Annotated in this window: 22 protein-coding genes; 11 read left to right on the top strand and 11 right to left on the bottom strand. The window is 59.2% G+C overall.

Translation table 11 applies throughout. The features are described from left to right. Positions 1-231: 231 nt before the first annotated feature. From JJB09_RS04330 to JJB09_RS04310, 5 genes are all read left to right on the top strand, one after another. Entirely contained in the window at positions 232-2,139 is a 1,908-nt protein-coding gene (locus JJB09_RS04330; RefSeq protein ID WP_201653626.1) for an ABC-F family ATP-binding cassette domain-containing protein, read from the top strand. 27 nt (positions 2,140-2,166) lie between these two features. Further along, the gene (locus tag JJB09_RS04325) at positions 2,167-2,595 is read left to right on the top strand and encodes a DUF1801 domain-containing protein (RefSeq protein WP_201653623.1); all 429 of its coding nucleotides are present in this window, start codon (positions 2,167-2,169) and stop codon (positions 2,593-2,595) included. A 173-nt stretch (positions 2,596-2,768) separates the two neighbouring features. Continuing rightward, positions 2,769-3,695 carry a Gfo/Idh/MocA family protein gene (locus tag JJB09_RS04320; protein WP_201653620.1) on the top strand — a complete coding sequence of 309 codons (927 nt, stop codon included), beginning with the start codon at positions 2,769-2,771 and terminating at the stop codon, positions 3,693-3,695. Between the two features lie 85 nt (positions 3,696-3,780). Continuing rightward, positions 3,781-4,290, top strand: coding sequence for a TadE/TadG family type IV pilus assembly protein (locus JJB09_RS04315; protein WP_201653617.1), 510 nt, complete (start codon positions 3,781-3,783; stop codon positions 4,288-4,290). Positions 4,291-4,310: 20 nt separating this feature from the next. After that, positions 4,311-4,883, top strand: a complete 573-nt coding sequence (locus tag JJB09_RS04310; RefSeq protein WP_201653614.1) for a TadE/TadG family type IV pilus assembly protein — start codon at positions 4,311-4,313, stop codon at positions 4,881-4,883. A 19-nt stretch (positions 4,884-4,902) separates the two neighbouring features. Here JJB09_RS04310 and JJB09_RS04305 read toward each other — a convergent pair whose 3' ends face one another. From JJB09_RS04305 to JJB09_RS04295, 3 genes are read right to left on the bottom strand one after another with little or no spacing between them, the layout of a single operon-like run. Then, positions 4,903-5,376, bottom strand: a complete 474-nt coding sequence (locus tag JJB09_RS04305; RefSeq protein ID WP_201653611.1) for a GNAT family N-acetyltransferase — start codon at positions 5,374-5,376, stop codon at positions 4,903-4,905. 6 nt (positions 5,377-5,382) lie between these two features. Next, a complete protein-coding gene (locus tag JJB09_RS04300) occupies positions 5,383-5,829 on the bottom strand; it encodes a DNA polymerase III subunit chi (protein WP_281431815.1) in 447 nt (148 codons plus the stop codon). A gap of 11 nt (positions 5,830-5,840) precedes the next feature. Continuing rightward, a complete protein-coding gene (locus JJB09_RS04295; RefSeq protein ID WP_201653608.1) occupies positions 5,841-7,343 on the bottom strand; it encodes a leucyl aminopeptidase in 1,503 nt (500 codons plus the stop codon). A 358-nt stretch (positions 7,344-7,701) separates the two neighbouring features. On the opposite strand from JJB09_RS04295, the gene JJB09_RS04290 reads away from it, so the two are divergent. From JJB09_RS04290 to rsmA, 6 genes are all read left to right on the top strand, one after another. Then, positions 7,702-8,871: an LptF/LptG family permease gene (locus JJB09_RS04290; protein ID WP_201653605.1), complete on the top strand. Its 1,170-nt coding sequence runs from the start codon at positions 7,702-7,704 to the stop codon at positions 8,869-8,871. Next, positions 8,868-9,956, top strand: coding sequence for an LPS export ABC transporter permease LptG (lptG, locus tag JJB09_RS04285; protein WP_201653602.1), 1,089 nt, complete (start codon positions 8,868-8,870; stop codon positions 9,954-9,956). The genes JJB09_RS04290 and lptG overlap by 4 nt, the downstream gene beginning before the upstream one ends. Then, complete coding sequence (locus JJB09_RS04280) at positions 9,956-12,304, top strand: LPS assembly protein LptD (RefSeq protein WP_201653599.1); 2,349 nt, start codon at positions 9,956-9,958, stop codon at positions 12,302-12,304. The genes lptG and JJB09_RS04280 overlap by 1 nt, the downstream gene beginning before the upstream one ends. A gap of 82 nt (positions 12,305-12,386) precedes the next feature. Next, entirely contained in the window at positions 12,387-13,334 is a 948-nt protein-coding gene (locus JJB09_RS04275) for a SurA N-terminal domain-containing protein (RefSeq protein ID WP_201653596.1), read from the top strand. Positions 13,335-13,336: 2 nt separating this feature from the next. After that, on the top strand, positions 13,337-14,371 hold the full coding sequence (gene pdxA, locus JJB09_RS04270; RefSeq protein WP_201653593.1) for a 4-hydroxythreonine-4-phosphate dehydrogenase PdxA: 1,035 nt from the start codon (positions 13,337-13,339) through the stop codon (positions 14,369-14,371). After that, positions 14,358-15,188 (top strand): 16S rRNA (adenine(1518)-N(6)/adenine(1519)-N(6))-dimethyltransferase RsmA, encoded by an 831-nt coding sequence (gene rsmA, locus JJB09_RS04265; protein WP_201653590.1) that lies wholly within the window; start codon positions 14,358-14,360, stop codon positions 15,186-15,188. Before pdxA ends, rsmA begins: the two co-directional genes overlap by 14 nt. A 102-nt stretch (positions 15,189-15,290) precedes the next feature. Here rsmA and JJB09_RS04260 read toward each other — a convergent pair whose 3' ends face one another. The 8 genes from JJB09_RS04260 to JJB09_RS04225 form a co-directional block, all read right to left on the bottom strand. Next, positions 15,291-15,647 carry a cupin domain-containing protein gene (locus JJB09_RS04260; RefSeq protein ID WP_201653587.1) on the bottom strand — a complete coding sequence of 119 codons (357 nt, stop codon included), beginning with the start codon at positions 15,645-15,647 and terminating at the stop codon, positions 15,291-15,293. Positions 15,648-15,696: 49 nt separating this feature from the next. Beyond that, positions 15,697-17,079 (bottom strand): NAD(P)/FAD-dependent oxidoreductase, encoded by a 1,383-nt coding sequence (locus JJB09_RS04255; protein WP_201653584.1) that lies wholly within the window; start codon positions 17,077-17,079, stop codon positions 15,697-15,699. A 27-nt stretch (positions 17,080-17,106) separates the two neighbouring features. Next, a complete protein-coding gene (locus JJB09_RS04250) occupies positions 17,107-18,219 on the bottom strand; it encodes an ABC transporter ATP-binding protein (RefSeq protein ID WP_201653581.1) in 1,113 nt (370 codons plus the stop codon). A 1-nt stretch (position 18,220) separates the two neighbouring features. Continuing rightward, positions 18,221-19,012 (bottom strand): ABC transporter permease, encoded by a 792-nt coding sequence (locus tag JJB09_RS04245; protein WP_425523679.1) that lies wholly within the window; start codon positions 19,010-19,012, stop codon positions 18,221-18,223. After that, on the bottom strand, positions 19,012-19,830 hold the full coding sequence (locus tag JJB09_RS04240; protein ID WP_201654182.1) for an ABC transporter permease: 819 nt from the start codon (positions 19,828-19,830) through the stop codon (positions 19,012-19,014). Before JJB09_RS04240 ends, JJB09_RS04245 begins: the two co-directional genes overlap by 1 nt. Positions 19,831-19,949: 119 nt before the next feature. Further along, on the bottom strand, positions 19,950-21,023 hold the full coding sequence (locus tag JJB09_RS04235; RefSeq protein ID WP_201654179.1) for an extracellular solute-binding protein: 1,074 nt from the start codon (positions 21,021-21,023) through the stop codon (positions 19,950-19,952). Positions 21,024-21,051: 28 nt separating this feature from the next. Continuing rightward, complete coding sequence (locus tag JJB09_RS04230; RefSeq protein ID WP_201653578.1) at positions 21,052-21,732, bottom strand: helix-turn-helix domain-containing protein; 681 nt, start codon at positions 21,730-21,732, stop codon at positions 21,052-21,054. Between the two features lie 130 nt (positions 21,733-21,862). Beyond that, positions 21,863-25,078 (bottom strand): efflux RND transporter permease subunit, encoded by a 3,216-nt coding sequence (locus JJB09_RS04225; protein ID WP_201653575.1) that lies wholly within the window; start codon positions 25,076-25,078, stop codon positions 21,863-21,865. Positions 25,079-25,080: the final 2 nt, after the last annotated feature.

Genomic DNA, 25,080 nt, shown 5'->3' with positions numbered 1-25,080 from the left:
GCCGCGCTGCTGAGCTGAAATCAATAAAGAAAACCGCTTAATTTAACGTAAATTGTCCAAGTTAAGCATGATACCTGCGATTCTTGATGTGCGGTCACAAGCTCCGCAGGTTGTTGTCTCGCCCGTTCGGCATGCTTCCTGGGCGCGCGCGGACTGCCGGGACGGCAGATATCCTTGCTGCGTTGCACCACTTCACTTTCCCTTGGCGCGTTTTTGCGCTATGGCCCGGGCATGATCAAGATTACCGAACTTTCCGCCCGCATTGCCGGGCGCCTGCTCATCGACCACGCCACCATTGCGCTTCCCTCCGGAACGAAGGCAGGCCTTGTGGGCCGCAATGGTGCGGGCAAGTCCACACTCTTCCGCATCCTGACCGGCGATCTCGCTGCCGAGACAGGCTCGTTCTCGATGCCCAAGAATGCCCGCATCGGCCAGGTTGCCCAGGAAGCGCCGGGTACCGATGAAACGCTGGTGGAAATCGTGCTTGCCGCCGACAAGGAGCGGACCGCGCTGCTGGCCGAAGCCGAAACTGCGACCGATCCACACCGGATCGCCGAGATCCAGATCCGGCTGGCCGATATCGACGCCTATTCGGCCGAAGCACGCGCAGCTTCGATCCTCGCCGGCCTCGGCTTCGATGAAGAAGCGCAGCAACGGCCGGTCAAAAGCTTTTCCGGCGGCTGGCGCATGCGCGTGGCGCTGGCCTCGGTTCTGTTTGCCGAACCCGACCTGCTGCTGCTCGACGAGCCGACCAACTATCTCGACCTTGAAGGCACACTTTGGCTTGAAGAATACATCAAGCGCTACCCACACACGGTCATCATCATTTCGCACGACCGCGACTTGCTGAATTCCGCAGTCAATTCGATCATCCATCTGCATCAGCAGAAGCTCACCTTCTATCGCGGCACCTACGACTCGTTCGAGCGACAAAAGGCCGAAGCCGACGAGCTGCAGACAAAGGCCAAGGTCAAGAACGAGGCCGCCCGCAAGCACCTGCAGAGCTTCATCGACCGGTTCAAGGCCAAGGCAACGAAGGCCAAGCAGGCTCAGAGCCGCGTCAAGGCGCTGGAGCGCATGGGCACGGTTGCGGCTGTCGTCCACGACCATGTGCAGGGCTTCAAGTTCCCCGACCCGAAACGGGAAGCCGCCTCCCCGATCATCGCCATCGAAAACGGTTCTGTCGGCTATACGCCTGGCAAGCCGATCCTGAAGAATCTCAACCTGCGCATCGACACCGACGACCGGATTGCGCTGCTCGGTTCGAACGGCAACGGCAAGTCGACATTCGCCAAGCTGATCTCGGGACGGCTGAAATCCGAAACCGGATCGCTGACCGTGGCGCCGAATCTGAAGATCGGCTTCTTCGCCCAGCATCAGCTCGACGACCTGATCCCGGACCAGAGCGCGGTCGAGCATGTGCGCAAGCGCATGGTGGGAGAACCCGAGGCCAAAGTGCGGGCCCGCACCGCCCAGATGGGCCTGCCGACGGTAAAGATGGACACCCCCGCCAAGGACCTTTCCGGTGGCGAAAAGGCCCGCCTGCTGATGGGGCTCGCCGCATTCGACGCGCCGAACCTGCTGATCCTCGACGAACCGACCAACCACCTCGACATGGATAGTCGCCGAGCGCTGATCGAAGCGCTCAACGACTATACTGGCGCCGTCATTCTGATTGCCCACGATCGCCACCTGATCGAGGCGACGGTGGATCGCCTCTGGGTCGTCAACAATGGCAGCGTCAACGTGTTCGAAGGCGACATGGACGAATATCGCGATCTCGTCGTCGGCAGCTCGAAGAAGGGCAAGAAGGCGCGACAGGCCGAAGCAGCTGCACTGGCCGCCACGGCTGCTGCTGCCGCGGCGGCTGCGGAAGCGGCAAAGCCAGTCGAGGCCAGGCCGCGGACGAACCCCGCCGTGTTGAAGAAAAAAGTCGAGGATCTCCAGGGCTTGATCGCAAAGATTGAGAGATTGATTCAAGGCATCGACACCGAACTCGGCGATACGACGATCTATTCGAAGAACCCGACACGGGCAGCCGAGTTGACCAAGGCGCGGGCAAATGCTGCCCAGAAGCTGGCTGACACCGAGGAAGAGTGGCTGATGCTTTCGGGCGAGCTGGAAGAAGCAGCCAGCTGATCAAAACTAGACGGCGGAGGGAGTTGCATGCAGGACAACATGATCGCCCCTCCGCTGCCGACGCCCCTCGCTGACGTCATCGACCGCTATGCGGAACCTGTCCGCGAGAAGCTGCTCGCACTCCGTGCCGTCATTCTGGACGTCGCAAGAGACGAAAATGTCGGCGCTGTTGAGGAAACCCTGAAATGGGGCCAGCCATCCTTCTTGTGCAAAGCCGGGACCACCGTCCGCATTGATCGCGACGAGACGCATGGCGGGGCAATTGCGCTCTATGTGAATTGCAAGACCAGCCTGGTCGAGGAATGGCGCGAACGCTTTCCTGAACTCAGCTTCGGTGGGAACCGCAGTCTCCATATCACCCTGGAAGGCGACCTCGGCGATGCTCGATTGAGAATGTGCATCGCCAACGCGCTGACCTATCGTCGCCGTAGGGCGGCCAAGCAGACTACTGCATAATTCTACAGCGTCCTTTGCGCGCACTGTGGGCAGCGCATGCGACACCGACACACCGAATGCAACGAAGACGGGCGGCGGAAAATTTGCTGGACCCGTTCGTCGCATGCTTGCCGATTTCCAAGCTTCTGGTAAAAGACCAGCACAATAATCATACTTTTGGGGAAGAGGCATTCATGGCACCCATCAAGCTCGCAATCGTCGGCGTCGGCAAGATCGTCCGCGATCAACACGTGCCGGCAATTGCTGCCAACCCGGATTTCGAGCTGGTAGCCACCGCTAGCCGCCACGGCACGGTAGAAGGTGTGCCGGCATACAAATCCATCGATGAAATGCTTGCGGCCAGGCCGGAGGTTCGAGCGGTGTCACTTTGCATGCCGCCGCAGTTCCGCTACGAGGCGGCGCTTGCCGCCCTCAATGCTGGCAAGCACGTATTCCTCGAAAAACCGCCGGGAGCGACGATATCGGAGGTCGAGGATCTCAAGCGCATCGCCGCGAGCAAGGGCCTCAGCCTGTTTGCCAGCTGGCATTCCCGCTACGCACCGGCTGTCGAGCAGGCCAAGACCTACATCGCAGCCTCGCCGCTGAAATCTATGACGGTTACCTGGAAAGAGGATGTGCGCCACTGGCATCCCGGCCAGGCATGGATCTGGGAACCGGGTGGGCTCGGCGTGTTCGATCCGGGCATCAACGCGCTGTCGATCGTCACCCATATCCTGCCGAAGCCAGTATTCCTGACGGAAGCAACGCTTGAATTCCCGGAAAACCGCGCGGCCCCGATTGCGGCAAGCCTCACCTTTGGCAATGCCGACCGGCTGGTCGTCAACGCCGTGTTCGATTGGCGCCAGACTGGCAAACAGAGCTGGGACATCGAAGCGGAGACGGAAGCTGGAAATATGCGGCTGGCAGACGGTGGCGCAAAGCTGTTCATCGACGGTGCGCTGGCCTACGAAGCACCGGAAGAAGAATATCCGAATCTCTATCGGCGCTTCGCTTCAATCGTCAAAGCCGGGACCAGCGACGCCGACATCTCGCCGCTGACCCATGTCGCCGACGCATTCATGCTTGGACGTCGCAAGATCGTCGAAGCCTTCGAGGATTGACGATGAGCGGCACGAAGCCGCTTAACCTGCTATCAAGGCTTCGCTGATATTGTCCGGACAGTTTTTGCGCCGGAGTATTGGCCGTATGAGGGCATTTCGTCGATACATCGACAACCGGGAGGGCAGCACGGCGATAGAATTCGCCATTCTCGCTCTGCCGTTCCTGGTGTTGATCTTTGCGATCATCGAACTTGCGGTGATGTACTTTGTCGATTCGGGCCTCGACGCAGCCCTTCATAAGGCCGTGCGACAGGTCCGCATCGGCACCGCAAAAACTGCTGCCTGGGACATCAATAAATTCAAGACTGCCGTCTGCACCGACTTGTCCTATTCCTTCTCCTGCAATTCCAATCTCAAGGTTCGCGCCACCGTCATCACCGACATGAACTCCGTGACCCGCGTATCCGGCAGCATCGGCGGCACCTACAACGTTGTCGAGGATTTCAACATCGGAGACTCCGGCGACTACGTGCTGGTCCAGGCCTTTCTGCCCTGGGATCCGGTCATCAAACTCTACCCGATATCGAGCGGCCGGCTCACCGATGGCAGGTACGTTTTGGCCACAGCTGAACTCTTCAAGAACGAGCCTTTCTGATGCGGAATCGATTGCGCAAGATGACGAAAGTTGATTTCGGCGGTTTCAGGACAGCGGCACGCGCCCTTCCCGCGGACCAGCGGGGCGTATCGGCAATCGAGTTCGTGCTTATCTTCCCGATCCTGATTGCACTACTCGCAGGAACGGTCGACATCGGACAGGCCCTGATGGTCTCGCGCAGGGTGAACCTCGTTGTCAGCACATTGGGGGACATGGTCTCCCAGCAGTCGTCCTGGACATCCACCAACGTCGGCGCGATTGTTGCCGGCACGGCCACGATCATGCAGCCTTTCGATTCGGCAAAGCTGAAAATCGAACTGGCGGTCGTGGATATCGCCAGCGACCTGTCGGCAAAGGTCAACTGGTCGAAGGGCTACAATACCGCAGCGCTGCTCAAGAACACTGCCTCGCCGGTGGCAATTCCCAAGGAGATTGCTGAAGTCGGTGTCCAGTTGATTGCAGTACGGGCAACGTACGAGCTCGATACGCCATTTTCGAAATTGCTGGCGCCGGTTACCGGCGTGACCACCTATCATTACGACAAGACCTACATCATGCGCCCGCGCAACAAGGACACGGTGACGCTGGACTGATCCCCCGCAACTCCGGCACTTACGCGCGCAGGATCTTTTCCATGATGTAATTGTGAATCTTCACCTTGCGATAGGTGAAGTCGTGGCGGCGAATAAGTGCAAAACCCTTGTGCGCGAAGACCGGCCGGGCCAGTTCGCTTGCCTCCACGAAAAGCCGCTCGATATTGCACCTGCGCGCCTCCGCCTCCAATGCGTCATAAAGCTTCGACACGGCGCCCGTGCCGACGTGTTCGGGAATGCAGAAGAGATGAAAGATGTGGCCGGACCGCTCGAGGTGGCCATAGGCAATGGGATTGTCATTCTCATCGACCGCGACCAGCAGAATGTTGCCGCCATCCGCACGGCGCCTATAAACATAGGCTCGCGGAACCTTGGGCGCCCAAGCAGCGACTTGCTCCTCGGAGTAGCCCCGTAGCGCCGCCTCGCGCACCGATCGATAGAAGATAGTGGCAAGGCGCTCGGCATCGTCGGGACGGAAAGGCCGTACGAGCATGGAGAGCTACGCCTTTTTTTCCCAACGACCTTCAGGGTTTTGCTGCCAGTAGGAGAGCGAATGACCTTCGCCCTTCAACTTTTTCCACTGACTGCGCGCAAGGCCAAGCTGGCCTTCGTCATAGCCATCGAACATGAACACCACTCGCTCGTAGCCTGCCAGATCCGGCGGCTCGGCGCCATCGACGAGAAACCTGACTGCGGCTGCATTGGCGTTGGCGCCAGTGGTCGTGATCAGGACCGGCTGGGCGTCGGCATGCGCTTCGCCTTCGGTACCGTGAGGCAGAAAGCTCTCTGCACGCCATGTCCATAGATGCGCGTCAAGGGCAGCGCTCCGGTCCTGATCCACCGTCTGCACGACAACGCGCCACTTCCGTTCGACACTCTTTTCCAGCAACGCCGGAAGCGCATCTTCCATCTTCGTTTCCGTCAGATGGTAGAACAGGATGTCCAAGGCCGTTTCCTTCAGTTTTCGTAGTTGCTTCGAACCAGTTCATCGAGCAGCCGCACACCAAATCCCGACCCCCAGGACTGATTGATCTCGTCGCTCGGCGAGCCCATCGCCGTCGAGGCAATATCAAGATGAGCCCACGGCGTATTACCCACAAAGCGCTTGAGGAACTGCGCTGCGGTAATCGCTCCGCCCTGGCGGCTCCCACCGGTATTCCTCATGTCGGCAAACCGGCTGTCGATCATCTTATCATATTCGCGGCCAAGCGGCATGCGCCACAGTCGTTCATTGGCATTGATGCCGGCAATCAGAAGATTGGTCGCAAGCATGTCGTCATTGGCGAACAGACCGGCATGATAGGAGCCTAAGGCCACGCCGATCGCACCGGTAAGCGTCGCAAGGTTGATCATGAAGGCCGGCTTGAAGCGTTCGTTGCAATACCACAGCGCGTCGCAGAGCACGAGGCGACCTTCGGCGTCGGTGTTGATGATTTCGATGGTCTGGCCCGACATCGAGGTCACGATGTCGCCGGGCCGCTGGGCATTACCGTCCGGCATGTTTTCCACCAGACCGATAATTCCGATCGCATTGACCTTGGCCTTGCGCGCGGCCAGCACATGCATGAGGCCGGTAACGGCGGCCGCTCCACCCATGTCGCCTTTCATTTCCTCCATGCCTGCAGCAGGCTTAATGGAAATGCCGCCTGTGTCGAATACGACGCCCTTGCCGACAAAGGCATAGCTCTTGTCCTTCGGCTTGGCACCCATCCATTGCATCACGACAAGCCGTGGCGGACGCACCGAACCCTGGGATACGCCCAGCAACGCGCCCATGCCGAGCTTGCGCATTTCCTTTTCCGTGAGGATCTCAACCGCAACGCCAAGCGCCTCCAGCTCTTTTGCTCTCGCCGCGAATTCCGACGGACCGAGGACATTCGGCGGCTCGTTGACGAGATCGCGCGCCAGCGTCACGCCATCGGCGACTGCTGAGACAACCTCGAACTGTCTTTTGGCGGCAGTCGCGACCGACGTCACCACCGTCACCTTTATGGGCGATTTGGGCCCCGGATTTTCCTCGTCGGTCTTGACCGACTTGTACTTGTCAAAGCGATATGCCCGCAGCGTCATACCCAACGCGAAATCCGCGACTTCCTTGGCGGTAACGGTGAAACCGGGGACATCCAGATAGATCCAGACCTTGTCGGAGCCATCTAGCGACGCAGCCGCCACGCCTCCCGCTTTCAGCCAGTCGTGTCCGATCATATCCGCGGCTTTGCCCAATCCGATCCCGATCAGCCGGTCCATGGTTATGCCCGCTGGTGTAATGAGATCGAGGCGACTGTGCTTGGCAGCCTTGAATTTGGCAATCCGCGCTGCCTTGCTGAATGCTCCGGCCGGATCGACCAGATCCGCGTTCGCAATCGTTATCTGGTCCTTATCCGCAGCCGCCAGCACGACTGCGGTTCCGGCAGTTTGTTTTGCGGAACGCACGAACGAAAATTCAAAACGCGATTTCATGAAGACACCCGGCAAGACACTAAACTCTAACGTGAATCAGCATCAATAGTTTTGGATTGCAAGCGCAAATGGCACATGGCTGCGCAAATGCTCCGAGTTTCGTGATGGATCTCAACATTTTCTCTGAATATGACACAGTATCGCAAAATTTCCTCCAGTTTTCGCGCAATTTCGCTCACTACCCTGGCCTACAGGACGTCTTGAGACCTATCCACCGAGGCGTTTCGCAATCCTTGCTGGCAACAAAAGCGTGTGCACGGGCAAGCTTGATCGCCTGGCCGCTTGAAAGCCGCCGACAAAAGTGCCAAATCGGCTGCCATACGTTGACCCGCGCGAAAAACCATTTTTTGGATGCTGCATGACATTGCTGGAATCCTACATATTCCGCCGGGTCTTCCGGATGTTTCTGGTGGCACTGGTACCAGTGCTCGCCATCATCTGGACGACACAGGTTCTGTCGCGCATCAACCTGGTGACGGACAGCGGCCAGTCGATCGGCTCGTTCGCGATGCTTGCCACCTTTATTCTGCCGACAATCATTCCTGTCGTGCTGCCCTTCGCATTGATCATCGGCGCGACCCAGACGCTCCAGACAATGAACAATGACTCGGAATTTGCGGTCATCGACGGGGCGGGAGCAGCGCGCAAGACGATTTACAAGCCGGTGCTGCTCGTTGCGAGCCTGCTTTGCGTCGCGTCCTTCACAATCGACAATTTCGTCGAACCCGTATCCCGCCTCGGCATGCGCAAGACGATTGCGGCAACCTATGCCGACCTTCTGTCGTCCGTGATCGAGGAGAAGGCGTTCCGGAAAATCGACGACGGACTTTACGTGCAGATATCCGAGCGCCTCAAGGGACGAGTCATGCGCGGCCTGTTCGTGGCGGACTCGCGAGATCCCCGGTTCGAGATGCTCTATTATGCGCGCGAAGGCGCTGTCGACGAGGGCGGCGGCACGCTGATCATGAAGGACGGCGAGATCCATCGCAAGGCTTTGGACAGCTCGGTATCCATCATCCATTTCGATTCCTATTCCTTTGACCTCTCGGAGCTTTCAGAAACCCGCGGCCAGGCAAAGTTGCGCGCCACCGATCGCGATCTCGCCTTCCTCTTCAATCCCAATCCGAAAGACCCGGACTATATGGAGAAGCCGCAGGAATATCGGGCCGAACTGCATCGGCGCCTTACCGACTGGTTTTTCCCGGTGACGTTCGCACTGATCTCGCTGGCGATCGCAGGAAGCGCACACTCCCACCGCGAGCGCACAATCCATCCTCTCATTCCCGCGCTGGGCGTGGCCTTTGCCGTACGCTGGGGAGCGTTTTTCCTGGCCAACAGGATTGAAGCGTCGGCGTCGGCGATCGTGTGGCTCTACGTGTTCGTGATAGGGCTGAACCTGCTGCTGATTGCCGGCATCGTCCGCAATTCCAGGCACCTCGGAAAACGCAGCCTGATCGCCGATTTCTCCGAGTGGTTGGTTGGCCGCATCCGCCAACTCGCCCCCCGCAAGGAGGACCTGCAACAATGATGACGGGTACCCTCTTTCGCTATTTCCTCAAGCGGCACCTCTCCACCATCTTCTGGTTCTTTCTCGGCGTGGCCAGTCTGGTGTTCCTGATCGACTTCATCGAGAACTCGTCGCTGCGGGGCTCGGTACCAGGCTTCACGCTGCTCGACAGCCTGTACCTGACACTCGTGCGGATGCCGCTGATTCTGCAGCAGACCGTGCCGTTCATCATGCTTCTCGCCGGGATAACCACGCTGGTAACGCTCAATCGGCGCCAGGAAATGGTGGTCACCCGTGCGGCGGGGATTTCCGTGTGGCAGTTCATGATGCCGTTTGTGACGGGCGCCATGATAACGGGCCTGCTCGCGCTGTTCGTGCTCAACCCTATCGCCGCCGCAGGGATGCGTGTCGCCCAGCAGGTCGAATCCAGCGCAAAGGCTGCCAAACAACTCGGCCGGCGAAACCAGACAATCCCGTGGCTCCGCCAGATCACCTCCGACGACGACGTCGTCATCGGTGCGATGAACGTGGATGAAGGCGGCACCCTGCTTCGCGATGCCGTCTTTATCCACTTCGGGCCCGAGGGCCGAATCATCCTGCGACAGGACGCAGCCACAGCAAGTTTGAAAGATGGTTACTGGCTCCTTAACGAGGTCAAGGTGACGCGCCCAGGCGAGATTCCGGAAGCGCTTGATACGGTACAAGTCCGTACCAATCTGAAACGAGAGTTCGTACAGGAGCGTCTCTCCCGTCCTGAAACCGTTAGTTTCCTCGGGCTTCCGCAGAAGATCGAAGCTGCCAGGTCATTTGGCGTCTCGACATTCGCACTCGAAACACAGTTTCATTCGCTGATATCGATGCCGTTCCTGCTGGTCGCCATGACTCTCATTTCGGCAACAGTGTCGTTAAAATTCAGTCGCTTCAACCAATCCCAGTCCATGATTTTCGGTGGCGTCTTCGCAGGCTTCGTGCTTTATGTGGCTACCGTGCTTATTAAAGCATTCGGGAGCAGCGGTGTTGTTCCTCCGTTCGTTGCAGCCTGGATTCCAGTCGTGGTCGCAATGTTTCTTGGGACGACGTTGTTGCTGCATCAGGAGGACGGTTAGTGGCGGTAAGCAACCGCAAATTCGCAAGCAATCTGAGGGCGACCCTTCTTACGGGGGTGGCGTCGCTTGGGATAATTGCGTCTGCATACCAACTTGCGCATGCACAGACAGCGGATTATGCACCCGAAGCGAATATTCCCGAAGACGCCAAGCTTTTGCTAACGTCCAAGGAACTTATATACGACCGTGACAACGAGAAGATCGTTGCCGTCGGCGGCGTACAGATCAACTATGGCGGCTACAAGCTGGTCGCCAAGCGCGTCGAGTACGACCAGAAGACGGGCCGCATGATGGCGCTTGGCGAGATCGAACTGATCGAACCCAGCGGCAATCGTCTGTACGCAGACAAGATGGATGTAACCGACGACTTCGCCAACGGTTTCATCAACTCGCTCAGGATCGAAACAACCGACAATACGCGCCTGGTCGCGCTCAAGGGACGGCGGGTCAACGCCGACGAGATGATTCTCGAGAAAGGCGTCTATACCGCCTGCGAACCTTGCAAACAGCATCCTGAAAAGCCGCCGCTTTGGCAAGTGAAGGCAGAGCGCGTCATTCAGAATGGCACGACGCATACGGTCCGCCTCGAAAAAGCGCGCTTCGAACTGTTCGGCAAGCCGATTGCCTATATTCCGGTGCTCGAAGTTCCCGATCCCACCGTGAAGCGGAAGTCCGGCTTCCTCTTTCCGAAGATGAGTTCGTCCCAGAACCTGGGCTTCGGGCTTACCATTCCCTATTACCAGACGATCACGCCGCATATGGACGCGACGCTGGCAATCACTGGCTACACGTCGCAGGGCGCGCTGATCAACGCGGAGTTCCGCCAACAGTTCAAGCAGGGCCTGCATACGTTGCAGATCGCCGGCATCGACCAGATGAACCCGAACAAGTTCACCTCCAATACGTCGGACGCCGACAACACACAGCGTTACGGCGTTTCGTCCAAGGCGGAGTTCAAGATCAATCCGCGCTGGACTTTTGGCTGGGATGCGCTCCTGCAGTCGGACAACAATTTCGCCCGCACCTATTCGTTGTTCAATTCGGATGACCCGATCCATACCAACCAGATTTACCTGTCTGGCCTTGGACGCAGGAACTCCTTCGACATGCGCTCGTTCTACTTCGACGTCCAGGATGCGACCCTGAGCAGCGCGGATGAACACAAGCAGGCGATCGTCCATCCGGTCACGGATTACAACTACATTCATCCTCAATCGGTGCTCGGCGGCCAGCTGAGCGCGACGATGAACTTTACCAGTCTGACGCGCACGACGACGGATGCGTACGACGTGGTCAACAACAGGCACGTGACTGAGCGTTTCCGCGGCCTCGCCGGCTCATCCAACCGTTTCACCACGGAAATGGAGTGGAAGCGGACCTTCATCGTGCCGGGTGGACTGGTGCTGACACCATTGCTTGCCGCGCGTGGAGACGGGTTCCATCTGGATACCAACTCGCCGTCTTCGGTCTATACCGGCGATTACTATACGGGTACGGACACGACCCGCTACATGATGACTGCCGGCATCGAGGCGCGTTACCCCATCCTGATGACGTCGGCCAATTCCAGCCATATCTTCGAACCAGTCCTACAGGTCTATGCGCGACCCGACGAGCAACTGGCCGGCGGCCTTCCGAACGAGGATGCCCAGAGCCTGGTCTTCGATGCATCGACGCTTTTTGATCGCGACAAGTTCTCCGGTTTCGACCGGGTAGAAGGCGGCACACGCGCCAATCTGGGTGTCCGATATACCGGCACTTTCGATAATGGCTACACCGTGCGCGGGGTGTTCGGGCAATCCTACCAGCTTGCCGGCGAGAACTCCTTCGCCAGCCCAGACCTTGTCAATGTCGGCATCAATTCCGGCCTGGAAACGACTCGCTCCGACTATGTCGGTGCGGCTGGAGTTGAAATACCCAATGGCTTGTCCCTGTCGCTCGGCGGCCGGGTCGACCAGAAGAGCATGAAGGTACAGCGGGCTGATTCGACTGTCGGCTACAACAGCAGTTGGCTGCAGTCGGAAGTGACTTACTCGCAGATCGCCGCGCAGCCGGACTATGGATTTCCGACCACCAGCAACGAAATCCAGACGACAGGCGCTGTCAAGCTCAAGCAGAACTTTGCGCTCTATGGCTCCATGACCTGGGATATCGATGACAATGTCATCAGCCGACGCGGCGTCGGGTTTGCCTATGACGATACCTGTACGGTCTTCTCGATCGCCTTTACCCAGGAGCGAGACATTTATGATACCTCGGCGAATGACTGGCAGATCGGCGCGCGCCTGAGTTTCAGGACGCTTGGAGACATCAACGTCGGCGAAACCACTCTTCCCACCTTCAATTGACATTGTTTTGCCGCAAGGAATGTGCAATTCCACATGCCTTAGGTACTTGCTACGTCATGGATAGATTTTAAGAGGTTCGCGTATGATGTCCGGGATGACCAATTTGCGTTCGCTGTTCGTCGCCGTCGCATCGCTGGCGATGGTTGCCGTCGCGATGCCGCAGGCAGCCGTCTCCGCCAGCAACTCGCAGATCCGCGCGATTGTCAACGGCGTCGTGCTTACGAGCGGCGACGTTGCCAAACGCGTCAACTTTCTCAAGCTGCGTCAGACGCGGGGAAACCTGCAACAGTTAGCACGTGACGAACTGGTCAACGAAGTGCTGATGCGCGAGGAGATCATCCGCACCAACAACTCCGTCAGCACCGATGATGTCGATGGAGCATATGCGCGCTTCGCCAAGAACAACAACATGAGCACCGATCAGTTGACGAAGCTGCTCGGCCAGGCCGGCATCGGCGCCGAGCACTTCAAGGGCTACATCGGCGTCCAGATGAGCTGGCCACGCGCCGTCCAGGCACGCTTTGGCAGTTCGGGCCTCTCCACATCGGATTTCATCGCGCGGCTGAAGGATCAGGGCGGAAAGAAGCCGACAACCACGGAATACTTCCTGCAACAGGTGGTTTTCGTCGTACCGGATTCCAAGCGCGGCAAGATCCTCGGCAAGCGCAAGTCCGAGGCCGAAGCCTCCCGCAAGCGCTATCCCGGTTGCGAGCAGGCCAAGGTTTTTGCCGCGACAATGCATGATGTGTCGATCCTGAACATTGGCCGCGTGCTGGCGCCGCAGCTCCCCGATGCCTGGAAGAAGGATATCGAGAGCGCACCCGAAGGCGGCACCACTGCAGTCCAGGTGACCCCTAAAGGCGTCGAATATCTCGCTGTCTGCAAGAAGCGCGAAGTCTCTGACGACTTTGCCGCCCAGATCGTCTATCAGGCCGAGGATCTCCAGAAAGCCGAAAAGGACGGACAGGATCCCAACAGCAAGAAGTATCTGGAAATACTGCGCAAGCGTGCCCAGATCGACCTCCGCTGATCATGGTGGCAGACGCCTTTCCACCGCTTGCATTGTCCCAGGGCGACCCCGCCGGCATCGGCCCTGATATTGCCTTGATGGCTTGGGCTGCCAGAACCACGCAGTTCATACCGCCGTTCCTCTACATTGGCGATCCGGATGTACTCACTGCGCGCGCGCGCATGTTGGGGATCGAGGTATCCACCACTGAATCCGACGCCGAACGCTGTGCTGCAGCATTTGCCGACAGCCTGCCGTTCACCCGGATTTCTGCCGGTTCTCCAGTCGAAGTTGGAAAGCCGGGGGCCGGCTCGGCCATCGGCACGATCGCCGCGATCGAGCACGCAGTCGAATTGACCGTCGCCGGCAAGACGTCTGCCGTCGTGACCAACCCGATCGCCAAATCCGTTCTCTACGAAGCCGGCTTCAAGTTCCCCGGGCATACCGAGTTTCTCGCCGACCTTGCTGCCAAAGCGTTCGGCTCGCCCGCCATCCTGCCTGTCATGATGATTGCGAGCCCGTTGCTGCGCACCATTCCGGTCACCATTCATATCCCGCTCAGCGAAGTGCCAGGCGCATTGAGCGAAGACCTTATCTATCAAACTTGCAGGATCGCCGCGCATGATCTTTCGGTGCGATTTGGCATCGCAAGCCCGAGAATAGCGGTTTCCGGACTCAACCCGCACGCGGGCGAAGACGGCGCACTCGGGCACGAGGATTCCGCGATGATTGCACCTGCAATAGCGCGATTGAGGGCCGACGGCATCGATGCATTCGGCCCGTTGCCCGCAGACACGATGTTTCATGAAGCAGCGCGACAGACCTACGATGTCGCCGTCTGCATGTACCACGACCAGGCACTGATACCGGCCAAGGCGCTCGGCTTCGACGACGGTGTCAATGTCACGCTCGGTTTGCCCTTCATCCGCACCTCGCCGGATCACGGCACGGCTTTTTCACTGGCGGGTACGGGCAAGGCGAAGCCGACCAGTCTGATAGCCGCCCTGAAGATGGCCGACGCCATGGCGCGCGCAGGAGATCAAAATGGCCGCGCTTGATGGTCTGCCGCCGCTTCGCGAGGTGATTGCGCGTCACGGCCTGGATGCGAAGAAATCGCTTGGTCAGAATTTTCTGCTCGATCTCAACATCACCCAGAAGGTTGCCCGCAATGCCGGCAAGCTGGACGATGCGACCGTCATCGAGGTTGGCCCCGGGCCCGGCGGGCTGACGCGCGCATTGCTGGCCCTCGGCGCCAAAAAAGTGATCGCCATCGAGCGCGATCCGCGCTGCCTGCCTGCGCTCGCGGAAATTTCGGCTCATTATCCGGGACGCCTGATGGTCATCGAGGGTGACGCGCTGGCGATTGACTTCTCCACGCTGGCGCCAGCGGGCGAACCGGTCAAGATCGTCGCCAATCTGCCCTACAACATCGGGACGCAATTGCTGGTCAACTGGCTGACCATACCATGGCCGCCGTTCTGGCAATCGCTGACGCTGATGTTCCAGAAGGAGGTCGGCGAACGGATCGTTGCCGAAGCCGATGACGATCATTATGGACGGCTGGGAGTTCTTTGCGGCTGGCTGACCCATTGCGACATGATGTTCGACCTGCCGCCGCAAGCCTTCACCCCGCCTCCCAAAGTCACATCGACGGTGGTCCATCTGGAACCCCGTGCCAATCCCCTGCCCTGCGACCTCGGCAAGCTGGAGCGGATCACGGCTGCCGCATTCGGCCAACGCCGGAAGATGTTGCGGCAAAGCCTCAAGCCTGTCGGCGGCGAGGTCCTGCTGGAAAAAGCAGGCATCGACCCGAAACGCCGTGCCGAAACGCTTTCGGTCGAGGAATTCGTCCGGCTCGCCAACCTGTTACCCTGATCATAACCCAATATCGTGAGCGACAGCAGATGCTGGCGGTGCCTTGCCATCAGCATGGAAAGCCTGTCGGGGATGAAGCTCCCGACAGGCCCGATTGTGCGCTCAGCCCTTGAACTGCATGAAATACAGCTTCCGGGTTTTCTCGTGGATCGTCCATTCGCCCTTCCAGCCGATGGGCAGGACGAGAACTTCTCCGGGGCCAACTTCTTTCGTGGTGCCGTCGCTGTTGTGCAGCGAAACGCGGCCGGAAACGATGTGGCAAATTTCGGAATTCGTTTCACGCGCGGCGGTGAAACGGCCGGGCGTGCATTCCCACACGCCGACCTCGACGAGGCCGTCGTCCGACGTCCAAAGTGTGTGGCTGGCTTCCCTCTGGTCGCCCTCGATAGACGTGGCCTTGGGGAGCGCTTCGCCGAGATCGATGGTGGCGAGGTGAGCGAAGGTCTGGAAATTGATCATGGACATATCTCTGATTTATTTAAGGAAATACTAGATGTGGACGCCGACATTAGTGACCGGTCAGGCGGTCGGCAAGGGCGGCCAGTTTCGAAGTTTGTGGCAAACCCGCTTCTTCGCGTTCATCGGCAATGCGATAGAGCTGGTACATCGAATGGACACCCAGCCAGCGCATTGGTTCCGGTTCCCATTTGCGCACCGATCGATTGACCCAGGGCAGCCGCGTCAGTTCGGTCTCATTTCCGAGGACGAGATCGCGCAATGTGCGGCCGGACAGATTGGAACTGGAAACGCCGAGCCCGACATAGCCGCCGGCCCAGCCGATGCCTGTTTGCCTGTCCAGGCCAGCCGTGGTGCACCAGTCGCGCGGCACGCCAAGCACGCCGCACCAGGCATGGTCGATCCGCACGCCCTTGGTCTGCGGCAAGAGGCGCGTCAGGATCGCTTGCAACTGCGCGATCGTCGCCGCCTGGGTCTGGCCACGAACATCCGTCTGCGATCCGAAACGGTAGGGAACGCCGCGGCCACCCATGGCGATCCGGCCTTCGCGGGTGCGCTGTGCGTAGCAATAGGCATGTGCCATATCGCCCAGCAACTCGCGCCCTTGCCAGCCGATATCCTTCCAGAGCGCATCCGAAAGCGGCTCCGTGACGATCAGAGCGCTGTTCAACGGCAGCCAGAGGCGCTTGTGGCCGGGGATGCCGGCAGTGAACCCTTCGGTGGCGCGGATGATGATCGGCGCCCGGATGACGCCGCGATTGGTCGTCACCCTGCCCTTCTCGATGCCGAGCACGGTTGTCTGTTCATAGATCGGAACGCCAAGACGTTCCACGGTAGCCGCAAGGCCGCGCACAAGCTTTGCCGGCTGCACCCGGGCCGCTCCATGCTTGACGACGCCGCCCTGCACATTGTGGATGGCGATCCGCTGCCTTGCTTCCTCGGCGCTCAGAAAGTCGACACGGTCGGAATTGTCCCAGGCGCTGAACTCTTTGTAGTATTCCCGCAAGCGGTCTAGCTGGGGCTTGTTGGTTGCCACCTGCAGATTGCCGGCACGAACGATGTCTGCATCGATCCCCTCGGCCTCAGTCACTGCGATTACTTCGTCGACGGTGCCGGCCATGGCTTTTTCCATCGCAATGACCGCACCGCGGGACGACGACTTCAGATATTTTTCACGCGACCAGCTGAAGCCGCCCGAAAGCCAGCCGCCGTTGCGGCCGGATGCGCCGAACCCGGCGAATTCCTTCTCGACCATGGCAATGCGGATCGATGGATCGGCCTTTTTCAGGTAGTAGGCGGTCCACAGTCCGGTATAGCCGGCACCGACGATGCAGACGTCGGCATCCCTGTCGCCGGGCAAGGGCGGCCGATAGCCTGGTGTCCCTCCGATATCTGCATACCAGAAGGAGACGTTTCCGTTCGTTGCCGCATTCATTGTCGAATTCCATATGCTGAGATGAGTTCAGGTAAGATTGATGTCGGCGCGACCGTCATCGGCCAACAGCTTGATGTCATGGGCTGAAAAGGTGACATCCACCTCCTCGCCGATCGAAAATCCAGGTTCTTCAAGAGAACTCCGGATGATCGCTGCCGATCCGTCCTTCAAGGTCACCTCGTATTTCGAGCCGGAGCCGAGATAGATCGCCTCGTTGACGCGACCGCGCAACCGGTTGTTGCCAGATGGCACCGCAGTGCCGGGCTTGCGCAACAGCAGCTTTTCCGGCCGCAACAGCATCACCGGCTTGCCCTCGCCGCCCAGGCGCTTGGGCGCAACGATCGTGTCACCGCCTATGTTCAAGGCGGTTTCTTGTCCCGAAGTCTCGGAGGTGCCGCGCAGGATCGTCGAGTCGCCGATGAACCGGCCGACAAACAGCGTCTCTGGTTCGTCATAAAGACGCCGACCGGTGCCAATCTGTTCGATGCGCCCCTGGTTGAAGACGGCGATGCGGTCGGAAAGAACCAGCGCCTCCTCCTGGTCGTGGGTAACGTAGACGAACGTGGTCCCGAGTTCGCGATGGATGCGTTTGATCTCCAGTTGCAGCCATTCACGCAGCTTCTTGTCGAGCGCGCCGAGCGGTTCGTCCATCAAGAGCAACGGCGGATCGAACACGATGGCACGCGCAAGCGCCACGCGCTGCTGTTGGCCACCCGACAATTCGCTCGGGTAACGATGGGCGAAATCGGCCATCTTGACCATATCGAGGGCGCGGGCAACGCGGCTGTCGCGCTCTGCCTTTTCCAAACCACGCAGCGTCAGCGGATAGGCGACGTTCTTGCCGACAGTCATGTGTGGAAACAGCGCATAATGCTGGAAAACCACACCGATATTACGCTTGTGGGCCGGCAGGCCGACGACGCTTTGCCCCCCGATGCGCAACTCGCCGGAGGAGATTTCGGTAAACCCTGCGATCATGTTCAAGGTCGTCGTCTTGCCGGACCCGCTTGGGCCAAGCAACGTCATGAATTCGCCGGGCTCGATATGCAGGTTGACGCCATCGAGCGCGACGAAGCTGCCGTAGCGCTTGGTCGCCCTGTCGATATCGATTGCAGCGCCGCGTCCGCTGGTGGGTGCCATGTCAGGTCCTCTTCTGCCGCGCACCGATAAGGAGCCCGACGGTGATCAGAAGCGTTGTCGCAATAAAAAGGATGGTGCCGACGGCAGCGACCGTCGGATCAGCATCCCGGGTGATGCTGGTGAAGATCTGCACGGGCAGCGTCTTGAGATAGGGGCTGGTGATGAACAACGCCACGATGATCTCGTCGAAAGACGTCACGAAGGCGAACAGCAGACCCGAAAGCAGGCCCGGCGCGATGAGCGGCAACGTGATCGTCCGAAACGTCGTCAGCCGGTTTGCGCCGAGGCTGGCGGCCGCCGTCTCCAGCCGCTTGTCGAACACTTCGAGACTGGCCGACACGGCGATCAGCACGAAGGGAATGGCAAGCATCGTATGTGCCAGAACGAAGCCCGTCACCGTGCCGACAAGCTTCGTGTCGAGATAGACGGCATAGATGCCGATTGCCAGCACGACACCTGGAATGACCATCGGCGTGATCAGCAAGGCCCGCAACAGCCCGCTTGCCGAACTCTTCATCCGGTCGAGACCGAAGGCCGCCAGCGTACCGAGCACGGTGGCGAGCACCGCCACCAGGGCCGCGACCCTGAGGGAGTTGAAAAAGCTTGTCGACCATTCGGGGTTGGAAAAGAAATTCTGGTACCATTGCCAGGAAAAGCCGGACGGCGGAAAGGCCAGAGACTTCTTTTCGTTGAAGGAAATCGGGATGATTACCAAAGTCGGCGCAAGAAGCCAGACGGCCACCAGCAGGCAAATCAGACCGAGCAGGATACGGGTGGGAAGCGCCATCGGCATCAGGATCTCGCAGCCTTCTTGTAGCGCTGGCGCATCAGCGGTGCGGCGAGCGCCAGCAAGATGAATGTCGACACCAGCAGCACGACGCCCATGGCGCCGCCCCTGCCCCAATTGAGCAGACTGAGCACCTGGGTCTGTACCAATGTGGAAAGCATGGTACTGCGCGGTCCGCCGAGAAGCGCAGGCGTGATATAGAAGCCAAGCGACAGGATGAAGACGATGATGGCCCCGGCATAGACGCCCGGCAGCGACAGCGGCAAATAGACATCGAAGAACGCCTTGCCGGGCCGGGCTCCAAGGCTGCGGGCCGCCTGCAGCAGGCGCAGGTCGATGCCCTTCATCACGGAATAGAGCGGCAGGATCATGAACGGCATCAGCACCTGCGCCATGCCTATAACGACCCCTGTCTGGGTACGGATGAGCTTCACGGAAGAGAAGCCGAGCGCCTTCAGTATCGTGTTGATGACGCCCGAATCCTGCAGCAGGACCACCCAGGCGAGCGTGCGCACGACACCGCTGACCCAGAACGGCACCAGCACGCACAAAATGAGAATGAGGCGAAGCCGCGGGCCGACGGCGGTCATCGCATAGGCGTAGGGATAGGCGCAGATGACACAGACGACCGTCACCCAGGCGGAAATCGTAAATGTCCGTTGCAGCACCGTCAGATTGACCGGCGTACTGAAGAACCAGACGTAGTTCTGAAATCCCCATTGCGGATCTTCAAAACTGCGCAGCACGATGATCAGAAGCGGATACCCCATGACGGCAAACAACAGCAACAGGGCTGGCACGGCCAGCCACACGGACTGCCGCATAAACAACCGCCACAGCGCCGCTGTTGCGTTGGCGCCGGGTGCCGGGGCCGGCTTGGCGCCGACCCCGTCTTGCTGGTTCTCCGAGAGACCGTTCACGGACATCTGCCGCCGTCCCGGGCTTAGTTGCCGGCCATAAGGGCGGACCACTTCTCAGCGGCGGCGGGGAAGTTGGCGACCCAGAACTTGATGTTCTGCTGGTAGCCCTGCTTGATCCGCTCCGGTGTGTTAGTGAGGAAGGCCTTCGTCACTTCGTCAACCTCGGGCTTTGAATCCAGATTGATCGGCGTGTAGGACGTCTTCTGCGCCAGAATTTCCTGCGATTTCTTCCCGAGATAAGCGTTCAGCAGGGCGTAAGCGGCATCCGTATCCTTGACACCGACCGGGATGGTCATCTGGTCCATCACCACCATCCAATCCTGCCAGACCGGCGTATAGGCAGCGCCATTCTTGACAGCGGTCATGGCGCGGCCAGTCCACATGATCACCATGTCGGCCTCGCCGGACTCCGCCAGCTGCTGGGATTCTGCACCGGTCTTCCAGTAGATCGTATCGGGACCCAGCGCCTTGATCTTGGCGATGCCACGATCGATGTCTTCGGGTTTCATGTTCTCGACCGAGCCGCCGTCGGCGAGAATTCCCTGTTCGATCAGGCCGCCGATCGGATCGCCGCTGCCATCAATAGCGCGGACGCCCGGAAACTTCTCCGTGTCGAAGAAATCCTTCCAGTTCTTCGGCGGGTTGTCCTTGTAGGTGTCGTTCTTGTACATCAGCACGACGCCGTAATTCATGGCCGGCACGCTGCATTCCCCCACTTGGTTGGGCGGAATCTTGGAGATGTCGAGCTTGCTGAAATCGAGTTTCTGGAACAGCGTGCCGCAATGCACGTAAGGCGGAAGGTCGGCGGTATCGACCACGTCCCAGGTCACATTGCCGGATTCGACCTGTGCCTGCAGCTTGGCGATTTCCGTTGGGCCGTCGTTGAGCAGCGTCACGCCGGATTTGTCGACGAACTCCTTGAGCGCCGCCACCTGGCCGTCCTGATAGATGCCGCCGTAGGAGACGAACGTCAGCGTCTTGCCCTTCAGCGAGCCTTCCGCAACGTCACCGGCGACAGGCTTGTCCTGCGCCAGTGCCGAGCTTGCCATCAAAATCGTTGCCACTGCCGCGGCAACGCCGAACCGGATATTTCCCATCATGATTTGGTTCCCTTTGTTATTTGATTTAATTATGAGACTCGCTGTCTTTTCCCTCCCCGGCCGCGAGCAGTTTCCGGGGGATATACTGGTCGAGTTCGACAACGCCGCTGGTCGGCGGCGAGATGATCCACAGCACTTCGGCGCGTTCTGGCCCGACGTTCCTGGTCTTGTGCGGGGTGGTTGTCGAATATTCGATACTATCGCCTTCGCGCAGGACGAACTGCTCAGATCCAAGCGTCAGTTCCACTTCGCCGCGCAGCACGACAAACATCTCGTTGGTGCCGCCGTGAACATAGGCATCCTTGCCGGTCGACTCGCCCGGGCCGAACTCGCCGCCATAAACCTCGAACTCGCGGATCGGACGGCTGGACAGGATCGTCTTGCGATAGCCCACACTCGGCGGCAGAGCCGGACGGTCCGCCCTCCTGATCACCTGATGCAGAGAAACCTTTCGGTCTTCGAAAAGATCCGCGATACCGATCGCCAGTGCGTTGGCGATACGCATAAGCGTGTTCGTGTTGACGCCGCTCAAGCCCCGCTCGAGCTGGCTAATGAAGCTGGCAGTGGTGCCGGTCATGTCCGCCAACTGACGGAGCGTCAAACGTCGAGTGGTCCGGAAAGCCTTGATCCGCTGTCCGATCTCCGAGGATTTATGCGCCTCGTCTTCGCGTCTATCGGCTATACCGGCGTTGTTCAAACGCGTCATCCCCGTTCACTTAACAGCCTATTAAGTGAATTCACTGCTGGCAAGCGGAATCGAGGACGATTTCCCGGTATTTCTGTTTTGGCGGCATGGGCGTTTACAGGCGCTCGCTCCCTTGCTTGCCAAATCCGGATCAAAGCTTGTCGGGTTCGGGCAGCAGCGTCGTGGCGTCTGCGCTATCCTGTTCGGGCACGGGTTTGTCGTCTTCGGTGTAAAGTGGCTGGCCGAGGATTCTGGCATGCGCCCACTCACGTAGCCGTTCCATGACCACATAGAGCATCGGTATGAGGAAAACGCCGATCGCGGAAGCGGCTATCATTCCGCCGAACACCGAGGTTCCGACCGCGCGCCGGCTCGCAGCTGCCGCACCGACAGCAACGACAAGCGGAACCAGACCGAGAATGAAGGCGAAGCTTGTCATCAACACGGGACGGAACCGCTGGCGGGCGCCAACGATGGCGGCCTCCGTAAGTGGCATGCCTTGCTCTCGCCGCTCTTTGGCGAACTCAACGATCAGGATGCCGTTCTTGCTGGCGAGCGCAATCAGCACCACGATACCGATCTGGGCGTAGATGTCGTTTGCCAGTCCCGTCCACCACAGGCACACAAGGGCGCCGACAATACCAGCCGTGACTGCCAGCAGCACCCCGACCGGGATTGTCCAGCTTTCATATAGGGCGACCAAGAACAGATAGGCGAACAATACCGCCAGCCCCAGAATGATCCCGGTCTGCCCGGAAGCCTGCAGTTCCTGCAGCGCCGTCCCTGTCCACTCGTATCCGTATCCGCGTGGCAAAGTGGCTTTTGACAATTCCGCCATTGTAGCCAGCGCCTCACCGGAGCTTATGCCGGGGGCCGCGTTGCCACTGATGCTGGCGCTTCGATAGTTGTTGTAGCGGGTAATGAACAACGGTCCGAGTTGCTGCTCGACATCGATCAGCGATCTCAACGGCACCATATCCCCATGTGTTGAGCGCACGAAGATGCGATAAATATCCTCGATGGTCTTCCTGTCTTGTTGCTCACCTTGAACGATAACCTGCCATGTCCTTCCCAACGAATTGAAATTGTTCACGAAATACCCACCTAGCGTCGATTGCAAGGCATTGAATACCGTGATCGGAGACACGCCCAGGCTCAATGCCTTGTTGCGATCGAGCTTCAGAAAAAGCTGTGGCGTGTCGGTCGCAAAGGTTGTGAACACGCGCGACAGCTTCGGATGCTGATTGGCGGCAATGACCATCGCGCGCGCGACCGATGCCAGTTCCTGGGGCGAACGCCCTTGCTGATCCTCCAACTGATATTGGAATCCGCCCGAGGATCCCAGGCCGATGATCGGCGGCAGATTCAAGGTGATCACCACGCCATCGCGGATGCTGGCTGTTCGCCGGTTCATTTCACCCATCACATCGAAAGCCGTGATCTTCTCCTTCACCCGCTCGTCGAAAGGCTTCAGCGCGATAATCAGCAGGCCGGCATTCGATTCGGCCAATCCATCGATGAAGCTGAACCCAGTCACGCTGGTAACGTCGGCGACACCGGGGATGCTTTTTGCAATGTCCTCGATCTTGGAGACGACGGCCGAAGTGCGGCTCTGCGAGGCCGCAGCGGGCAAGTTCACTTGTGCAAAGAACAGACCCTGATCTTCTTCCGGCAGGAATCCCGTCGGGGTAACTGTGTTCAGATAATAAGCCGTGCCTCCGAACAGCGCGACCAGCAATATAGACAGGAAGGCGACACGGACCAGGCGGCGTACCACGAAGGCATAACCGTCGCTGACCTTTTCGATGCTATGCGACAGTTTGCTGAGCGCACGGCCATAGAGACCCGGACTGGGGCCGTGCGACTGCTTGAGCAATACGGCGCAGAGCGCCGGGCTCAATGTCAGTGCATTGATGGCCGAAATCACCATGGCGACCGAAACGGTTACAGCAAACTGGGCATACAGCGCGCCGGTAATACCGGGTATGAACCCGACCGGCACAAACACCGAAAGCAGGACCAATGTGATGGCCACGATGGGCGCAGTGATTTCTCGCATCGCCTGCTTGGTCGCCTCCTTGGGAGGCAGACCTGTCTCGGCCATAACGCGTTCGACGTTCTCGACAACGACGATCGCATCGTCGACGACGATGCCAATGGCCAGAATCATGGCAAACAACGAAATCGTGTTGGCTGACAAACCGGCCACCAGCAGCACTGCGAAGGTCCCTATCAACGACACCGGCACGGCGATCGTCGGTATCAGCGTGGCCCGGATGCTGCCGAGGAAGATAAAAACCACGACCACGACCAGGATGAAGGCCTCGAAAAGCGTCTTGATCACTTCATGGATCGTCGAGGAGACGAAAACAGTGGTGTCATAGGTAATCTTGTAGTCGAGGCCGGCGGGAAAATTCGGCTTCAGCGCTTCCATTGCGGCGCGAACGCCGGCGGCAGCGGCCACGGCGTTGGAGCCGGGTGCTTGGTAAACGGCGATGACAGAAGCCGGCTTGCCGTTCAGCCGCCCGATGCTGTCGTAAGACTGCGCCGCAAGCTCGACGCGCGCTACATCGACCAGCCGTACAAGCGAGCCATCGGGGTTGGCGCGCACGATGATCTGCTCGAACTCCTTGATATCGGTCAAACGTCCCTGGGTCGTCAGATTGAGCTGGATCTGCTGTTGATCCGTCATCGGTGGCGCGCCGAGGCGACCGACGGCGGCCTGCACATTCTGGCTGCTGACAGCACTGATGATATCATCGGGCGTCAGTCCGAAACTGCTGAGGGCATCGGTCTGGTACCAGATGCGCATGCTGTAGTTCAGTGTGCCGAAGGTCTGAGCCTTGCCGACGCCGGAGACACGAGCGAGCCTGTCCACGACATTGATGATGCCATAATTGTTGAGGTAAAGCTCGTCGTAGCTGCCATCAGGGGAATAGAGCGTGACGATCTGGAGGAAGGCCGACGATTGCTTCTGCACGGTAACACCAAGCCGCGTCACCTCCTCCGGCAGGCTCGCTTCTGCGAGACTAACCCGGTTCTGCACGTTGACGGTGTTCAGATTAGGGTCTGTGCCAACAGCAAAAGTGACTGTCAGCGTGTAGGAGCCGTCGTTGCCGCTGGTTGAGCTCATATAGAGCATGTCATCCACGCCATTGACCTGAGCCTCGATCGGCTGGGCGAGGCTGGCTTCGACAACTGCGGCGTTGGCTCCCGGATAGCGTGCCGTCACCGACACTTGCGGCGGCACGATGTCGGGGAATTGTGCGACGGGTATGGTCGTAAGCGCGATCATACCGGCAAGGGTAATGACGATCGCAATCACGATAGCGAAGCGAGGTCTATCGACGAAGATGGACGACAGCATCC

Origin of the sequence: Phytoamicus setariae (assembly GCF_016722925.1) — a bacterium.
Classification (GTDB): domain Bacteria; phylum Pseudomonadota; class Alphaproteobacteria; order Rhizobiales; family Rhizobiaceae; genus Rhizobium_E; species Rhizobium_E setariae.
This window is presented reverse-complemented; position numbering and strand designations above follow the sequence as displayed.

What these genes read in the sequence shown, in the direction of transcription:
- JJB09_RS04295 (WP_201653608.1), bottom strand. Translation starts at nt 7,343, where the DNA reads ATGAAATCGCGTTTTGAATTTTCGTTCGTGCGTTCCGCAAAACAAACT.
- JJB09_RS04225 (WP_201653575.1), bottom strand. Translation starts at nt 25,078, where the DNA reads ATGCTGTCGTCCATCTTCGTCGATAGACCTCGCTTCGCTATCGTGATT.
- rsmA (WP_201653590.1), top strand. Translation starts at nt 14,358, where the DNA reads ATGGCCGCGCTTGATGGTCTGCCGCCGCTTCGCGAGGTGATTGCGCGT.
- JJB09_RS04310 (WP_201653614.1), top strand. Translation starts at nt 4,311, where the DNA reads ATGACGAAAGTTGATTTCGGCGGTTTCAGGACAGCGGCACGCGCCCTT.
- JJB09_RS04235 (WP_201654179.1), bottom strand. Translation starts at nt 21,023, where the DNA reads ATGGGAAATATCCGGTTCGGCGTTGCCGCGGCAGTGGCAACGATTTTG.
- JJB09_RS04240 (WP_201654182.1), bottom strand. Translation starts at nt 19,830, where the DNA reads ATGCGGCAGTCCGTGTGGCTGGCCGTGCCAGCCCTGTTGCTGTTGTTT.
- JJB09_RS04275 (WP_201653596.1), top strand. Translation starts at nt 12,387, where the DNA reads ATGATGTCCGGGATGACCAATTTGCGTTCGCTGTTCGTCGCCGTCGCA.
- lptG (WP_201653602.1), top strand. Translation starts at nt 8,868, where the DNA reads ATGATGACGGGTACCCTCTTTCGCTATTTCCTCAAGCGGCACCTCTCC.
- JJB09_RS04245 (WP_425523679.1), bottom strand. Translation starts at nt 19,012, where the DNA reads ATGCCGATGGCGCTTCCCACCCGTATCCTGCTCGGTCTGATTTGCCTG.
- JJB09_RS04255 (WP_201653584.1), bottom strand. Translation starts at nt 17,079, where the DNA reads ATGAATGCGGCAACGAACGGAAACGTCTCCTTCTGGTATGCAGATATC.
- JJB09_RS04250 (WP_201653581.1), bottom strand. Translation starts at nt 18,219, where the DNA reads ATGGCACCCACCAGCGGACGCGGCGCTGCAATCGATATCGACAGGGCG.
- JJB09_RS04290 (WP_201653605.1), top strand. Translation starts at nt 7,702, where the DNA reads ATGACATTGCTGGAATCCTACATATTCCGCCGGGTCTTCCGGATGTTT.
- JJB09_RS04230 (WP_201653578.1), bottom strand. Translation starts at nt 21,732, where the DNA reads ATGACGCGTTTGAACAACGCCGGTATAGCCGATAGACGCGAAGACGAG.
- JJB09_RS04325 (WP_201653623.1), top strand. Translation starts at nt 2,167, where the DNA reads ATGCAGGACAACATGATCGCCCCTCCGCTGCCGACGCCCCTCGCTGAC.
- JJB09_RS04260 (WP_201653587.1), bottom strand. Translation starts at nt 15,647, where the DNA reads ATGATCAATTTCCAGACCTTCGCTCACCTCGCCACCATCGATCTCGGC.
- pdxA (WP_201653593.1), top strand. Translation starts at nt 13,337, where the DNA reads ATGGTGGCAGACGCCTTTCCACCGCTTGCATTGTCCCAGGGCGACCCC.
- JJB09_RS04315 (WP_201653617.1), top strand. Translation starts at nt 3,781, where the DNA reads ATGAGGGCATTTCGTCGATACATCGACAACCGGGAGGGCAGCACGGCG.
- JJB09_RS04320 (WP_201653620.1), top strand. Translation starts at nt 2,769, where the DNA reads ATGGCACCCATCAAGCTCGCAATCGTCGGCGTCGGCAAGATCGTCCGC.
- JJB09_RS04305 (WP_201653611.1), bottom strand. Translation starts at nt 5,376, where the DNA reads ATGCTCGTACGGCCTTTCCGTCCCGACGATGCCGAGCGCCTTGCCACT.
- JJB09_RS04330 (WP_201653626.1), top strand. Translation starts at nt 232, where the DNA reads ATGATCAAGATTACCGAACTTTCCGCCCGCATTGCCGGGCGCCTGCTC.